Source organism: Chryseobacterium sp. B21-037 (assembly GCF_028570785.1).
Lineage (GTDB): Bacteria > Bacteroidota > Bacteroidia > Flavobacteriales > Weeksellaceae > Chryseobacterium > Chryseobacterium proteolyticum.
In genome coordinates this window covers 1,530,888-1,547,606 of sequence record NZ_JALGCB010000001.1, presented here as the reverse complement: position 1 = coordinate 1,547,606, position 16,719 = coordinate 1,530,888, and the positions used below count along the sequence as shown (strand labels likewise).

Sequence of the window (16,719 nt, the reverse complement as noted above, 5' to 3'; positions counted from 1 at the left end):
TTTTTATTTCAAGCAATTACACCTGTTCTTTTCAGAATATTTTTTTTCGCAAACTGTAAAAATGCCGGAAGGATCTGGGCTCTAGTCAAAACAATTTTGTCTTCATCATCAATGCGGTCAAGTGTTTCAAGATATTTCTCTCTTCCGAAATTTTCTATCATCGCAGCTCTGTTCTTTTCATCTTTTAGATTTTCAAGCATGCTCGCCGGATCTGCTTCGGGATGAAACTGTGTTCCAAATATCTCTTCTGAGAAGCGAACTGCCATAACAGCCCGTTCAAGGTCTATGTGAGGTCGGAATTTTTCTATTGCAACGATCTTCATTCCTAATTCCTCAAAACGATCATGGTCCGGTTCTATAAACTGAAATGCCCGCGAATCTACACCATAAAAAGGATTCGAAAGATTTTTAAATAAGAATTCACTTTCTCCTTCCTCTGTCTTGTGGATAGGCATTACTCCAAAAGAGTAAGATTTTCTTGGACATACATTTCCCAGATTCCAGTGAATACTTCCTATCTGAAACGAATGGCATATGAGAAACAAATATTTCTTATCCTCCTTTTCTTTATTATGGTTATATACGGCATCTAAAAAATCAGCGTACTTTATTTCCCAGTCCAAACCTTCTTTATGAGGATTTCCCGGCCCTCCAGATGAAATAAAAATATCAAAATCTCTGATATCCGGAATTTCATCTTTGTAGCGTACATCAAATACCTCAATGCTTACATTTTCTTCAGAATTTTGCCTGAAGGCTTCAGAAATTTCTTTAATATTTCTAAATCCTTGGTTAACATGATTGTTGTTCATGTCCAACAGAGCAATTCTAATATCTTTCATACATCATATTTTTGCAAAGTTACCAAAAATATCATGAAATGATTTCGCCGTGGGTAATGCCGTATTCTGTTTCGGAGATCATATAATCTACCACTTTAGTAAGGTCTCCTGTTTCCCTGAAGATCTGAAGCTGCCTGTCTGCACCGGTTCCGTTTTCCAGTATTTTCCATGCGTATTCTACTTCTTTCCTGCATCCTAACTCATCAACTACATCATCTATAAATTCCAGCAGTTCTTTCAGGAGATCCGGATATGGCACCGATTCCTCTTTACCAAAGTCGATAAGATGTGCTTCTATACCACTCTTTGAAGCGCGCCATTTATTTTCGTTTAATAAAAGCCTTCTATAGCTTCTGAAACTTAAATTTTGCTTGTGAAGTTTATAAATTTTGGCTACTAAGCTCTGCATAATGGCAGCCAGACAAACCGTTTCATCAATCCTTAACGGCATATCACAGATTCTGAATTCAATAGTAGGGTAGAATGGATGTACCCGAAGATCCCACCATATTTTTTTGGCGTTATCAATCGTTCCTGTTTTCACCAGAAGGTCTACATAGCTGTCAAATTCAGCCAATGAGTTGAAATAGCTTGGTATCCCTGTTCTTGGGAATTTGACAAAGATCTCTTGTCTGTATGATTTAAAACCTGTATTTCTTCCGATCCAAAATGGAGAATTGGTTGATAGAGCGTAAACATGGGGAAGAAAATATCGCATTACGTTTTGAATTCTTACTCCTTCTTCACGATTGGGAATACCAATGTGAACATGAAGACCGAAAATAAGATTTTCCCGGGCTACATCTCCCATATCATCTACAATTTTTACATAACGTTCACCTTGGGTAATGGAATTGTCCGACCAATGGGAGAAAGGATGGGTTCCTCCTCCTGATACCCTGAGCCCCTGTTCATGTGCAATATTGATGAGATGCCTTCTTAAATTCGTGAGCTCAGTTCTTGCATCCTGAATATTCTGGCAGATCCCTGTTTCCATTTCAATCATGGACTCATGCATTTCGTGTTTTAAATTTTCACTTAAAACAGCTTTACCACCTTCAATAATTTTAGAAACATGAGAAATAAGATCCCTGCTTTCAACATCAATTATCTGATACTCTTCTTCGATTCCTATAGTAAACTGGTGCATCCTTTTAGTGTTTTTTTATTTTCTCTTTCACTGATCTATCGTATGGAGTCTTTTACAAAATTTCCCCAGGAAATATTAGGCTTTCCTGGAACATATTCTTTGGCTTTTTCAATCGCAAACAGAGCAGCGTGTTCCACAATCCATGCAAAATTTTCTTCTCCTACAGAATTTCTGTCGGCATCAGGCGCAGGATTACAAAAATCAATAGCATAAGGAATTCCATCCCGTACTGCAAATTCCACGGTGTTGAAATCATATCCTAAGGCCTCATTCATTGTTATGGTATAATCGTGAATGGTCTTCAATAGTTTTTCCAGTTCTTCACCATCAGTCTGATGATTGGTTGCATATCTTAAATGAGGCTCATTTCGAGGCTCATAAGGCATGATATGAACGTATTTCCTACCCAGGCAATATACCCTGTAGTAATCATCAAAAATAATCTCTTCCTGAACCATCATCACGAGTTGTTCTGTTTCACCCAGTTTATTCCATAAATCTTCCGGATTTTCAATTCTATACACATTTCTCCAGCCTCCTCCGTCGTGAGGTTTCATATAAGCGGGAAAACCTACATAATCGAATATATATTCCCAGTCATGAGGAAATTTTAAGTTTCTGAATGATGTTTCCGTAGTATTGGTTGGCCTTTCGTGAGAAGGTAATAATACCGTTTTGGGAAGAGGAATTCCCAGTTTTGTCATCAGTGCATTATTGAAAAATTTTTCATCAGCACTCCACCAGAACGGATTATTGATAATATAGGTCCCATTCAGTGCAGCATTTTTGAGGTATGCCCTGTAGAAGGGAACATCATGGGAAATCCTGTCTATAATAACAGCATAACCATAATCAGCCCCTTGTTCAAGTTTATCAATATGGACAGGTTCTGCTATAATCTCGCCATTTCCCAGCTCATTTACTTTATCGATAAATGCCCAGGGAAATGTATCCTCCATACCAAATAGAATTCCCACCTTTTTTTTCATAATTGTTATTTTTATTGTTTTATACTAATAAATGATTGTCAGAACCTGATTTTTCAGGAAAAAAATGCGCTGATGAACGTCGGAAATACCATTCTCCACAACGGCCAGTCGTGAGTGATCCATTTTCTTTCATCATACCAGTAATCTATTCCTTTTGATTGGAGGATTGCTGCCATTTCAAGGTTTTTATCCTTACAAATGTCCTGATCAGAAGTACTTAAGACAATATGCATATGTTTATATTTCCAGGCCTCATCATTTTTGACGAACTCTCTGGGGCAATTATAATATACAAGATCATCAGAATATCCGTCCATGAAATTCCGGATCGTAAATGCCCCGGAAAGACAGAATAAATGTGAGATGACATCAGGAAACCGGAATGCAAAATTTGCAGCATGGTATCCTCCGAAACTGGCACCGGCTATAGCAACCCGGTGTGTTTTATGTAATTTCTGAATATAAGGGACAAATTCCTGAATAAGAAACTGAACATATCTTTCATAATTTTTTATTCTTTGCTGCGGCGATATATCATCATCATAAAAACTCCAGCTGTCAATAGTCTGAAGGTTATACAGCTTTACTTTGCCCTGCTCTACAAACCAGTTGATGCTTCCGTTGAGGTGGAAATCATGATTCTGGGTATACAATCCCTGCGAAGTAGGGAACATGATAATAGGATAGCCGTAATGTCCTGTTACTTCTACCTTAATGCTTATTCCCAATATATTTGAATAATAATCAGTATGTTCTATATGTGGCATGCTTGGAATAATTATAATTTGAATACAGACCGAACTAACTTGTGGGTTTACCTTTCGGAGGTAAAATATTCAGTAATCCGGTATTGATCTTCTCTGCTGCGAAGTCGAGTCTTTCCTGTATAATGTCAGCGTTTCCGGATTTATATACTATCCCGACATGATAATCTATAGGAAGGTACTTAACGATTTCTTCACATTCGAACGGACCGTAATCAGGCTTTTGATCCTTAATTAAGGCAATGATCAATCCGGAATGGTACTCCACGGGTTTGGCTACTTCATATTTTTTTGATCTCAGGAGTGCGTCTTCAATCTTTGCCCATTCGCGCCAGATATTGATATCGCTGGAAGCTTCAACAAGATCAGGAATATGTGCACCCCCTACACGTGAAGAGGTTTCCAGAAAATACCATGTTCCGTCTTCTTTACTCCTTATAAATTCAGTATGGGTGGCTCCATTCAGTAATCCAAAATTTGAGAGGAGTTTTGCATTAATTTCTTCAAGAGCTTTGAATTCATCAGATTGCCTGCTTAAAGTTTTGGTTCTGAAAACACCTCCTTCATGGGAAACCTGCATCGGCGGGGCTAGATATTGAGATGCTGATGTAAACACCACTTCTTTATCAAAAGTAAGGCTGTCTACATGGAAAACATCTCCGGGTTTAAAGCTTTCCAGTAAAAAAAGATGGCGTTCTTCTCCCAACTCATTTAAGGCTTCCCAAAGCTGTTCCTTAGAAGTGATTTTCTTTATCCCCGATGCAGAAGCTTCGGAACGGGGCTTTAACACCCACGGAGCAGGAACGTTTTCAATAAAAGTATTAACCTCATCATTGTTAAAGACTGCTGTAAATTCCGGCACGTTGATACCCGAATCTTTGGCTTTTTGTCTCATTGCCAGTTTATCCCTGAAATAGCGGTGGGTAGTTTGTCCCATCCCTGGGATACGGAAAGTCTCCCTGATCAGTGCTGCTTTTTCAACGTCATAATCATCGAGAGCAACGACAGCATCAATTTTTCGGGTCTGCATAAGATGGGAGAATCCCTGAATAAGATGTTCAAGGTTCCATACGGACGGCTTTAATTCGGGCATATAAAAAACCTCATCGATCGCATGCCACGGCCAGTTCTTTTCTCTGATATTTTCGGATGTAATCAGGATTATTTTATTACCGAGCATCTTCATTTCGTCCATGAAATCATAGCCCTTGTAATAGCACGAAATACATACTATAGTTTTCTCCTCCATACAGTGTTTTTAAAAATTTAATGAATTATCAAAAATAAAAGCAATTTTTTATTAACTAATTAATATTAAAAATTAGCCATTGCTGAGATTTTGAAAATCCTAAATCAATTATACAGAGAAATTTTGTAATAAACTAATTTTTAATGATAATTTTCGATTAAATCCGTCAGCAATTGCACTCCAAAACCTGTTGCGGCTTTTTCTTTGGCATAACCAACACTCCCGAAAGCGACTCCCGCAATATCCAGGTGAGCCCACTTCGGATGATTTTCTATAAATTGTTCCAGAAATTTGGCCGCTACAATACAATCACCAATCGGCTTCAAGGAAATGTTTTTAAGATCTGCTACATCAGATTGTATGTCTTCTTTCCATACATCCCACAAGGGAAGATTCCACAGCCTTTGATTGGTTCTGTCACCTGTTTGCAATAACAGATTTTTCACTTCTTCATTGTTTGAGAACAAAGCACCACAGGTATCTCCAAACATTCTTACTGAACTTCCTGTAAGGGTTGCCAGATCAATAAGAAGATCTGTTTTGTAGTTTTTAGCCAGATAAGAAAGAGCATCGGCTAATATCATTCTGCCTTCTGCATCAGTATTCAGAACTTCTATAGTTTTTCCGTTGTAAGCTGTGATGACATCACTTGGCAGAAAAGCTTTTTCAGAAATAGCATTATCGGTAATAGGTAAAATTACAACAAGGTTTACAGGAAGCTGCATCTCTGAAGCATAAATTAAAGATCCTATAACAGCAGTTGCTCCGCCCATATCGGATTTCATATAATGCATGTTCTGATGATCTTTTAATGAAATGCCTCCGGTATCAAAAACCACACACTTTCCAATTAATCCAATGGTCTTTGCTTTTTTTACGGTTGTCCGATATTCTAATATGGTGAATGCAGCATCATAAGCGCTTCCCTGATTAACTGAGAGATACGCTCCAAGACCTAATTCCTCACATTTTTTTCTGTTGAATACAGTGTATTTAAGCTGATGTTTTTTTGCCAGATCCTTAAGGTATGAGCATAAAACGGGTGGGGTCTTAAGGTTTGCAGGTTTATTTAACCATTCCTGGCAGGCTGTCTGACCATTGGACAACGCTAATGCTTTTTGGCTGATATTATCCAGTTTTTTCTGGCTTATATTTTCAAAGTGAATTTCAAATTCAGGGCTCCAGAAAGGATGGCTTTTATCAAATGGGTATTTGTATGTTCCTAATAACAGTCCTTTGATAAATTCTTCAAATTGTTTTTGGCTGATGAAATCGCTCATCAACAGAGTAGGGACAGCTCTTAAATTATTTTTTTGTGTTTGTGAAAATTTTACTGCCACCTGCTGGATCTCAAAACTCTGAACAGACGATTTTCCTAATCCGATAAAATAAGTAATGCTATCTTCACTAGTGCTAATGAAAACTTCATTCTTTTTTCCTGTAAAAAAGTTGGAAATATTTTTGTTAAAGCTTTTATTTTTTTTGATCCATTCTTCTTCTGTAAATAATTGAAAAACCTGAATGTAATTTTTATTTTTTTTATTGATTAGTTTCATAATTTTTACGGTTTGATTGATTGTTGTTGTGGTGCTACTTCTACAGGATTTTCTGTATTGTCATAAAATAGCCATTCGATGGCCCTCGGAAACTCCTGCGACCAATAGAATTCACTGTGTGTACCTTCGGGATTGATACTGGTTTTAAATTCGAAATCAAAAAGATTTTTTTGTTCCCATTTTTTTAAATATTCTTCAAATATGCGGATTCTTTTTACCATTTTAGATCCTTCCTTTCCTCCTCCGTATAAATAGATTTTAGTCTTGAAGGGAATACGGAAGTTCATCATTGGAAAATTATTGTTAGGCTCTACCCAAAGCGAAGGAGAGAAAATCAGTAATTTTGAATATACTTCAGGGTATAGAAATCCACTGTAAATACTAATAAGGGCACCTAATGAACTCCCGCCGATACCTGTATTTTCCCTGTCTTTTTTTGTCCGGTAATTTTCATCGACGAAAGGTTTCAGCGTATCTGTGATGAAGCGTATGTATTTCTTGCCTTCGGAACCGTGAGCAACATGATCATTGTCGAATATATATTCCTTTATCCTTTCCTGACTTCCGTGTTCAATCGCGATGATGATTACATCCCCACGTCCATATTCTGCAAGAATAGAGAGTTTTTTATCTATTTCCCAATTGCCGTATTCACTTCCTTCGTTGAAGAGGTTCTGTGCGTCCTGAAGATAGAGTACAGGATAGCTTTTGTTGGAAATATAATAATCGTAGGGAAGTAATGCCCATACTTTTCGGTATCTGTCGAGTTGTGGAATGTAAAATTCTTCTGAGATGATTTCAATAATGGGAAAAAATTCATCTTTAAAAGGTCCCCAGTTAAGCCTCCATTTCTTTACCATGTCAGAGGCTTCTCCTGTCGATTTGTTTACTTTTCTGTTGGGAGTAATATTTCCATACTGGTCAAGCTCTACATTTTCCCAGCCTCCTTTTGTGAATTTATATTCTATTGCTGAGGGCAAAAATTCATCGCTAATTTCAATGCTATAGTTGTTAGCATCTATGGAAGTAAGCTTGTATTGATCATCTTTAGGGTTCCAGTTATTAAAATTTCCTGTTATATAAACAGTTCTGTCATCACTTTCATCAGTGTAAAGCTTAAACTTCATCATGCGTTTTATAAAAAGTTAAGGCTAAATTTATAAAAAAACTTTAGATATATAAACGTTGAAAATTTCTGGTAAAAAACAATCAGAAGACTATTAAATTTTATATATTTGATAGGGAGGTGGATGAAAGAACTTTTATAACAATTATTTGAACTATAATTAATTGTTTCTATCTGTATTTTTCGTAGTTTCAAAGCATATAAAATTAAACACTAATGAACTCTGTTAAAACCTATACACTTTTTACGGATCATGATGTTTATCTTTTCAAAGAAGGTAAGCATTACAAGCTTTACGATAAGTTTGGGGCACATTCCGTAGAGAAAGACGGGGTTTCAGGAGTTTATTTTTCTGTCTGGGCACCCAATGCGAAAAAGGTTTCTGTGATTGGGAATTTTAATAACTGGAATCATAAAGAGCATATTTTATATCCCCGGTGGGATGGATCCGGGATCTGGGAAGGCTTTATTGCTGATCTTAAATGGGGAACTTTATATAAATATGCTATAGAAACGACTTATGGTGATCTTTTGGAAAAAAGTGATCCTTATGCATTAAGTTGGGAGCAAAATTTACAGGCAGCATCTCTGATTTCTACTACGTGGTATGAATGGAAAGACCAGGAATGGATGGACAGCAGATGGAAAAAGAACCGGTTGGAAGCTCCGATTTCTGTATATGAAATGCAATTAGGTTCATGGGTAAGGGAAGAAGACCATCCTGATAAGTTTTTAAATTATCGTGATATAGCCAAAAAGCTGGTGCCTTACATCATAGAAATGGGATTCACACACGTAGAATTTATGCCCGTCATGGAGTTTCCTTATGATCCCAGTTGGGGATATCAGATCACAGGTTTCTATGCCGCAACTTCAAGATTCGGATCCCCTCAGGATTTAATGTTCCTGATTGATGAACTTCATAAGAATGATATAGGCGTAATACTGGACTGGGTTCCTTCTCATTTCCCGGGAGATGCGAATGGACTCCATCGTTTCGATGGGTCTTTTTTATATGAGCATGAAGACCCGAGAAAAGGATTTCATCCGGACTGGAAATCTTACATTTTCAACTACGGAAGAAATGAAGTAAAATCTTTTTTGATCTCCAACGCCATGTTTTGGCTGGAAAGATATCATGCGGATGGATTGCGGGTAGATGCCGTAACTTCCATGCTCCATCTGGATTATTCCAGAAATGAAGGAGAGTGGGAGCCAAATCAGTATGGCGGGAATGTAAATCTTGAAGCAAAAATATTTCTTCAGGAATTTAATACAGCAGTATATAAAGAATTCGGAAATGCAATTATTACGATTGCTGAAGAAAGTTCAGATTTTCCAATGCTTACCAAGCCGGTGCATGATGGTGGTGTGGGGTTTGGAATGAAATGGATGATGGGTTGGATGCATGATACACTGGATTATTTTAAACTTGATCCCATCCTCAGAAAAAACAACCATCACAAAATAACCTTTGCGTCCATGTATATGTATAACGAAAATTATATGATGCCTTTATCTCACGATGAAGTTGTACATGGGAAAGCAAGTCTTATTTATAAAATGCCGGGAGATGAATGGCAAAAGTTTGCCAATCTTCGGACACTTTATGTATACATGTATACGCATCCGGGAGCAAAACTGCTTTTTATGGGAGATGAATTCGGTCAGACTGCTGAATGGAATTTTAAGCAAAGCCTGGATTGGCATTTGTTACAGTATCCTGTTCATAAAGGATTGCAGACATTAGTCAAAGATCTCAATCATGCGTACAGATCAGAATCTGCTTTATATGAAAACCAGTTTAATCCCAAAGGATTTGAATGGGTGGAAGCCGATGATAAGGATAATTCTGTCTTTGTATATTTAAGAAAGGGGAAACGGAAGGATGATGTTTGCATGATCGTTCTTAATCTTACACCCCGTATCGTTGAGTATACAATAGGAGTGAACGAAGGAACACATTGGGAAGTTATTTTCAATTCTGATGATGAAATATACAGTGGCGGTGGTGTAGAGCCTGTTATTATAAGAGAAGAGAAAGGGGATTGGATGAACAGGCCCCAATCCATAACTTTAAAACTGCCGCCACTCGCCGGATTGATTTTAAAGCAGAAAAAAGATAAAAAGTATAAATTACATAGAATTAAATTACATAAAAAGTAAAATGATTGTTTATCATCTTAGTACGGAGTGTTATCCGATAGCAAAAGTAGGCGGTTTAGCAGATGTTGTAGGAGCTTTGCCAAAATATCAGAATAAAATAAAAGGAGTGGATGCAAAGGTTGTAATGCCTTGGTATAATAAATCTTTTATTTACGATCATGAATTTGATATTGTTTTTGATGGTTTTATTCATCAGGGGCCCAATATGCTTCAGGTTCAGGTAATGAAAGAAAAAACTAATGTTTTAGGCTTTGAGTTATACCTGGTGAAAATTCCAGGGCTTTTAGACAGGGATAATCCTTACGGTTACCAGGATGAAAGTTTCCAGTTTTTAGCGTTTCAGCATGGTGTCTTGCATTGGCTGAGTGCCATGGAAATCCGTCCTGATGTTTTGCATTGTCATGATTATCACACGGGCCTGGTTCCTTTTATGATTGAATATTGTCCTGAATTCAAATTTCTTAAGGGGGTTAAAACGATTGGGACAATTCACAATGGTGAATACCAAGGGATGATGAGCTGGAATATGGCACAATATATGCCTGTGTTTGATAACTACAGATGGGGACTTTTAGACTGGAACGGATTGATTAATCCTCTGGCGTGTATGATCAAATGTGCACATGCATTCACCACGGTTTCGGAAGGCTATCTGGAAGAGCTTTTTATAAGTTTCCGCGGACTTGAAAGCCTGGTTCGCGAAGAATTCGGAAAAGCATACGGAATCATCAATGGTATTGATACTGAAGTATGGAATCCTGAGACTGATCCTATGCTGGATTATAACTTTAGTATCGAAGATGCCGTAGAACAGAAGAAAAAGAGTAAAGCCAAACTTTGCAAAGAGTATGGTCTGAAGCCGGAACTTCCTTTGTTTGCATTTATTGGAAGGTTTGCAACAGAAAAAGGAGCCGATCTGTTGCCCGATGTTGTATGGAGGAGTATAAGACAGAGCTATGGTGCTTTAAATGTCATCATTCTGGGCTCCGGTAACAGATATATAGAAGATAAGTTAAAAGAATATGAACATTTGTACAGTAATTTTGCTCTTGATCTGGGGTATAAAGAATATCTGTCCCATAAAATATATGCTTCAGCAGACTTTTTGCTGATGCCTTCAAGGGTGGAGCCATGCGGATTGAATCAGATGTATTCCATGAGATACGGGACGGTTCCCATTGTAAGATACACCGGTGGATTGAAAGATACTGTGCAGGATATATCTACAGGAGGGGCGGGATTAAATTTTTCCTATCCGGGAGTTGATGATGTAATTCACGCGATGAACAGAGGGATGCATATATATTATCAAAAAGGTGTGATGGAGGACCTTATCACTGCCAATATGCAATTTGATTTCGCCTGGGAGAAGTCTGCGGAGAAGTATATTGCGTTATACAATAAATAAAACGAAGTATAACCTGTTTTGTTTTCTGTAGTGACATAATGAGGAAAAGAAGTATTGTAGAAATACATAAAGTGAATAAAAAAGTAATCTAAACTAAATTAAACGCAAGATATTTATGAATCGCAACGTTATTTCCATTGTTTTGGGAGGAGGTAGAGGAACAAGACTTTTTCCGTTAACTTATTCAAGGTCAAAACCAGCCGTTCCAATTGCCGGAAAATACAGACTGGTAGATATTCCTATTTCCAATTGTTTAAACTCGGGACTGAATAAGATCTTGGTTTTAACCCAGTTTAATTCTGCTTCTTTAAATTCTCATATTAAAAATTCATATCATTTTGATATCTTCAGTAAAGGATTTGTAGATATTTTAGCTGCCGAACAGAATGTTGAAAATGAGAACTGGTACCAGGGTACTGCAGATGCGGTTCGTCAGTCGATGAAACACCTTGAAAAATATGATTATGATTATATTCTTATCCTTTCTGGGGATCAGCTTTATCAGATGGACTTCAGGGAAATGCTGGATTATCATATTAAAAAAGGAGGGGATGTAACTATTGCGACTATTCCTGTAAATGCCAAGGATGCAACAGGGTTTGGTATTTTGAAATCCGATGATGAAGGAAATATTACTTCATTTGTTGAAAAACCTGGGATGGATATTTTAGGAGATTGGAAGTCTGAAGTTTCTGATCATAACAAACATGAAGGGAAAGAATTCCTTGCATCTATGGGGATTTATATTTTCACAAAGAGTATTCTTAAAAAGATGTTTGATGAAGGTGCGGGGGATGATTTCGGTAAAGATATTATTCCTAATTCAATAGGAAAATATGCTACATTAAGTTATCAGTATGAAGGATACTGGACTGATATTGGAACAATTGAGTCTTTTTACGAAGCTAATATTGATCTTTGTCAGGATTTTCCACAGTTTAATTTATTTTCTTCGTCACCGATTTATACGAGAGCCAGAATGCTACCTCCATCCAAAATTAATGGATCTTACGTTAGTAAAGCTGTTTTTGGAGACGGATGTATTATTATGGCGGACAAAATTGAAAATTCAGTGATCGGAAACAGGACTCGTATCGATAAAGGAAGTACGATCGTAAATTCTTATGTAATGGGATCGGATTTCTATCAGAACACTACTGAAATTGTCATGAATGACCGGAATGGCCGTCCCAACATGGGAATAGGGAAATACTGTTATATCGAAAAAGCAATTCTGGATAAAAATTGCTATATCGGAGATAATGTAAGGATTATCGGAGGGAAGCACTTACAGGATGGCGACTTTGGAACCCATTCCGTGCAGGATGGTATTGTTGTGGTGAAAAAAGGAGCTGTATTGCCTCCGGGAACTCATATTGGATAATTTTCATAAACTTAAAACTAGAGTGATCAATATATTGGTCACTTTTTTTATTTGTTTTACTTTTGTACGATGCGTTTTTTTAAAATAATAAGTGTAATTGTTGTTTTACTGGTAGGGGCTTATGCTGCTTCCATGTATTATTTTGTGGATGAAAGTAAAGATTTTAAAATTGAAAAAGAGATAGATTATCCTTTGGATAAAGTCTTTCACCAATTCAATAATTTGCAGAATTTTACCCGTTGGAATAATTTTTTTACAAATTCCCAAACTATTGATATTGATTATTATACTCCCTACGAGGGAATGGGAAGCGCTATAAGTTACGTTGATCCAAAAAATGATAGAGACGGAGAGATGTTTATCCGGTATGAAAACCCTAATCAAACCCTTAAATATCAGCTTTTTGAAGATAAAAATGAGAACCCAACGCTTGTCGATGTTAAATTCAAAGCATTATCTGCAGAAAAAACAAAAATCACATGGTATGTTCATACCCCTAAACTTTCTGTGCTGAGGAGAGTGGAGAATTTCTGGACGGAGGACCGTTTTACAGAAAATATCGATAAAAGTATGGCCAACCTTAAGAACGTTCTCGGAAATAAGGTGGAAAAAGATAACCAGATGGCTGCAATAAAATACGATAGCTTAATGGTAGAAAATGAAGAGGAAAAGTTATTGCTGGGAATTAATGTAAGCACCTCCAATAAGAAAGATGCTTTGTACAAAAACATCGTTATGAACTACAATAAAGTTTACAATTATGTAAGCATGGATCTTGGAAAAAAAGAGGATGAATTCGGGTTTCCCATCCTGATCACTGACGCCGATAATTATAAAGATAAGGAGGTTTCCTATTTCCTGGGGATACCATTGTCAAAAAAGATAGGAGTTACAGATAATAACTTTAGTTTCAGATCTGTAAACCCTACACAGAATTATGTGATGTATTACAAAGGACCTTATGCCGGAAGAGTAAAAGCAATTCAGCAATTGATTCAAAAAGCAAAGAAAGATGAGATGCGTTTTGGTGATATTCGTCAGGTTTTTATGGAGCGCCCGATGGATGATCAGGACGTGAACATGAAGCTTTCCCTATCTGTCTTTAAGTAAATTATTGGAAATTATATATTTTATGTTTTTTTTAGTAATCTGAGGCTGTCCCAAGTCGGTTTTTTTTATTAAATTTGAGGATTAATTATACAAACAAATTTTAATAATAGATAAACTGTAATAATGGACAGATTTTCATTCCTAAACGCAGCTCATTCTCAGTTAATTGAGGATTTATACCAACAGTACTTAAAATTCCCGGATTCTTTAGAGCCATCATGGAAAGCCTTCTTTCAAGGCTTTGATTTTGCTTTGGAGAACTACGGTGATGAAGATAACATCCAATACATTCAAGCTCCAGCTACTACTGCTCCTGCAGTACAGCAAATATCTCAGGCGGTATCAAACGGAGAAGTTCCTGAGCACATCAAGAAAGAATTTAAAGTAGTAAACCTTATTGAGGCTTACAGAACAAGAGGGCATTTGTTTACAAAAACAAATCCGGTAAGAGAAAGAAGACACTATACACCTACTCTGGATATCGAGAACTTCGGTCTGAGCAAGGAGGATTTAAATACGAAATTTAACTGTGCTGTTGAAACAGGGATGAAAGAGCCTGCAACATTGCAGGATATCATTAAGCACCTGGAAAACATTTATTGTGACTCTATCGGTGTTGAATATACTTATATCAACAATGTTGAAGAGAAGGATTTTATCAAAAAATGGTTGCAGGTAAATGAAAACCATCCAAGTCTTTCAGCCAATGAAAAAACTGAGATCTTATTGAAGTTGAATCAGGCTGTAGCTTTTGAAAATTATCTTCACACGAAATTTGTTGGTCAGAAAAGATTCTCACTGGAAGGAGGAGAAACATTGATTCCTGCTTTGGATCAGTTGATTTCAAGATCTTCTCAGCTTGGTGTAGATGAGGTAGTGCTTGGTATGGCTCACAGAGGAAGATTAAATGTACTATCCAATATTTTTGGAAAATCTTACAAACAGATCTTCTCTGAATTTGAAGGAAAAGAATTTGAAGAAGATGTATTCTCGGGTGATGTTAAATATCACTTAGGATCTTCTAAAAAGATCAAAACAGCTTCAGGTGAAGAAGTTTCTATCAATCTTACTCCGAACCCATCTCACCTGGAAACAGTAGCAGCTTTGGTAGAAGGGATCTGCCGTGCTAAAGTAGATGATAAATACAAAGGGGATTATTCTAAAATTTTACCAATCGTTATCCATGGGGATGGAGCTATTGCAGGACAAGGAATTGTTTATGAAGTAGCGCAGATGATGACCTTGGAAGGATACAAAACAGGAGGTACGGTGCATATTGTTGTGAATAATCAGGTTTCATTTACAACCAACTATGCAGATGCAAGATCATCCACTTATTGTACGGATATTGCAAAAGTAACTGAGTCTCCGGTAATGCATGTAAATGCTGATGATGCGGAAGCAGTAGTTCATGCAATTCACTTTGCAGCTGATTTCAGAGCGAAGTTCGGAAAAGATGTATACATCGATTTACTGGGATATAGAAAATATGGTCATAACGAAGGGGATGAACCAAGATTTACTCAACCCAATTTATATAAACTGATTTCCAAGCATCCGAACCCAAGAGAAATTTATAAGGATAAATTAATTCAGGACAGTATTGTTTCTAATGATATCCTGAAGAAAATGGAAACTGATTTCAAAGAACTTTTGGATAAAGATTTCGATGCATCTAAGGAGATTGAGAAAAATGCAATGGATGTTTTCATGTCTGATGACTGGACAAACTATCCTATTGCAAAAAGAGGAGCAATGCAGTCTCCTGTAGATACAAAATATGATTTAGCTAAGCTTAAGGAACTGGCTATTAAAATGTCTACACTTCCTGCTGATAAGAAATTTATCAATAAGATTACAAGACTTTTTGAAAACCGTGTAAAAGCAATTGAGGGAGATTCTTTAGATTGGGCTTTAGGAGAATGGTTAGCATATGCTACATTACTTGCTGAAGGACACAACATCAGAATTTCAGGGGAAGATGTGGAAAGAGGAACTTTCTCCCACAGACATGCCGTAGTAAAAACAGAAGATACGGAAGAAGAGTATATTCCATTAAGACATATTTCTGAAAGCAGATTTGATGTTTATAACTCTCACCTTTCAGAATACGGAGTTTTAGGTTTTGATTATGGATATGCTATGGCTTCTCCAAACACGCTTACAATCTGGGAAGCTCAGTTTGGGGATTTCGTAAATGGTGCTCAGATTATTGTTGATCAATATCTGGCTGCTGCTGAAGAGAAATGGAAGATTCAGAACGGATTGGTAATGTTATTGCCACATGGTTCCGAAGGACAGGGAGCAGAACACTCTTCTGCAAGATTGGAGAGATTCTTGACACTTTGTGCAAACGAAAATATGGTGGTAGCCAATATCACTTCTCCAGCTAACTATTTCCACTTGTTGAGAAGACAATTGAAATGGTCTTACAGAAAACCGTTGGTTGTAATGAGTCCTAAATCATTACTAAGACATCCTAAAGTTGTTTCTCCATTAGAAGATTTTGCGAACGGAACTTTCCAGCCTATTTTGGATGATGCTACTGCAGATCCTAAAAAAGTAGAAAAAGTTGTCCTTTGTTCAGGTAAATTCTATTTTGAATTATTGGCGAAGAAAGAGGAACTTAACAATGAAGATATTGCTCTGGTTAGATTTGAACAATTGTATCCATTACAAACAGATGCTATTGAGCAGATTTTAAGCAAATATGATAATAGAAAAGAATTGATCTGGGCTCAGGAAGAACCTGAAAATATGGGGGCATGGTCTTATATCCTTAGAAACTTCAGAGATACAGGTATTCAGGTAATAGCTCCGGTACCAAGTGGTGCTCCGGCTCCTGGTAGTCACAAGATGTTTGAGAAAAATCAGAATGCAGTAATCAACAGGGTTTTTAACACAAACGATGCGCCTGCAAAAAGACCTGTAACAGCTTAATCAATAAATAATAATTAATAAAAAAATAAAAAATA

Annotated in this window: 12 protein-coding genes; 5 read left to right on the top strand and 7 right to left on the bottom strand. The window is 36.9% G+C overall.

Annotation, left to right across the window (positions count from 1 at the left end; genetic code table 11):
- Positions 1 to 8 precede the first annotated feature (8 nt).
- From MTQ00_RS06775 to MTQ00_RS06745, 7 genes are all read right to left on the bottom strand, one after another.
- A complete protein-coding gene (locus MTQ00_RS06775) occupies positions 9 to 842 on the bottom strand; it encodes a type 1 glutamine amidotransferase (protein WP_172278562.1) in 834 nt (277 codons plus the stop codon).
- Between the two features lie 31 nt (positions 843 to 873).
- Entirely contained in the window at positions 874 to 1,992 is a 1,119-nt protein-coding gene (locus tag MTQ00_RS06770) for a carboxylate-amine ligase (protein WP_172278560.1), read from the bottom strand.
- A gap of 35 nt (positions 1,993 to 2,027) precedes the next feature.
- Complete coding sequence (locus MTQ00_RS06765) at positions 2,028 to 2,981, bottom strand: ATP-grasp domain-containing protein (protein WP_172278558.1); 954 nt, start codon at positions 2,979 to 2,981, stop codon at positions 2,028 to 2,030.
- Positions 2,982 to 3,034: 53 nt separating this feature from the next.
- The gene (locus tag MTQ00_RS06760; protein WP_273648210.1) at positions 3,035 to 3,748 is read right to left on the bottom strand and encodes an alpha/beta hydrolase-fold protein; all 714 of its coding nucleotides are present in this window, start codon (positions 3,746 to 3,748) and stop codon (positions 3,035 to 3,037) included.
- Between the two features lie 34 nt (positions 3,749 to 3,782).
- On the bottom strand, positions 3,783 to 4,994 hold the full coding sequence (locus MTQ00_RS06755) for an ATP-grasp domain-containing protein (RefSeq protein WP_172278554.1): 1,212 nt from the start codon (positions 4,992 to 4,994) through the stop codon (positions 3,783 to 3,785).
- A 140-nt stretch (positions 4,995 to 5,134) separates the two neighbouring features.
- Entirely contained in the window at positions 5,135 to 6,550 is a 1,416-nt protein-coding gene (locus tag MTQ00_RS06750; protein ID WP_273648209.1) for a M17 family metallopeptidase, read from the bottom strand.
- Positions 6,551 to 6,555: 5 nt separating this feature from the next.
- Positions 6,556 to 7,677: an alpha/beta hydrolase-fold protein gene (locus MTQ00_RS06745; protein ID WP_172279662.1), complete on the bottom strand. Its 1,122-nt coding sequence runs from the start codon at positions 7,675 to 7,677 to the stop codon at positions 6,556 to 6,558.
- Between the two features lie 215 nt (positions 7,678 to 7,892).
- Here MTQ00_RS06745 and glgB point away from each other — a divergent pair, with 215 nt between their 5' ends.
- The 5 genes from glgB to MTQ00_RS06720 all read left to right on the top strand — a co-directional run bounded on the left by glgB (position 7,893) and on the right by MTQ00_RS06720 (position 16,684).
- Positions 7,893 to 9,842, top strand: coding sequence for a 1,4-alpha-glucan branching protein GlgB (glgB, locus tag MTQ00_RS06740; RefSeq protein ID WP_273648208.1), 1,950 nt, complete (start codon positions 7,893 to 7,895; stop codon positions 9,840 to 9,842).
- 1 nt (position 9,843) lies between these two features.
- On the top strand, positions 9,844 to 11,250 hold the full coding sequence (locus tag MTQ00_RS06735; protein WP_172278548.1) for a glycogen synthase: 1,407 nt from the start codon (positions 9,844 to 9,846) through the stop codon (positions 11,248 to 11,250).
- Between the two features lie 115 nt (positions 11,251 to 11,365).
- Positions 11,366 to 12,634 carry a glucose-1-phosphate adenylyltransferase gene (locus MTQ00_RS06730; protein WP_172278546.1) on the top strand — a complete coding sequence of 423 codons (1,269 nt, stop codon included), beginning with the start codon at positions 11,366 to 11,368 and terminating at the stop codon, positions 12,632 to 12,634.
- Between the two features lie 69 nt (positions 12,635 to 12,703).
- Positions 12,704 to 13,744 carry an SRPBCC domain-containing protein gene (locus MTQ00_RS06725; protein WP_172278544.1) on the top strand — a complete coding sequence of 347 codons (1,041 nt, stop codon included), beginning with the start codon at positions 12,704 to 12,706 and terminating at the stop codon, positions 13,742 to 13,744.
- 123 nt (positions 13,745 to 13,867) lie between these two features.
- Positions 13,868 to 16,684 (top strand): 2-oxoglutarate dehydrogenase E1 component, encoded by a 2,817-nt coding sequence (locus tag MTQ00_RS06720; RefSeq protein WP_172278542.1) that lies wholly within the window; start codon positions 13,868 to 13,870, stop codon positions 16,682 to 16,684.
- Positions 16,685 to 16,719 lie beyond the last annotated feature (35 nt).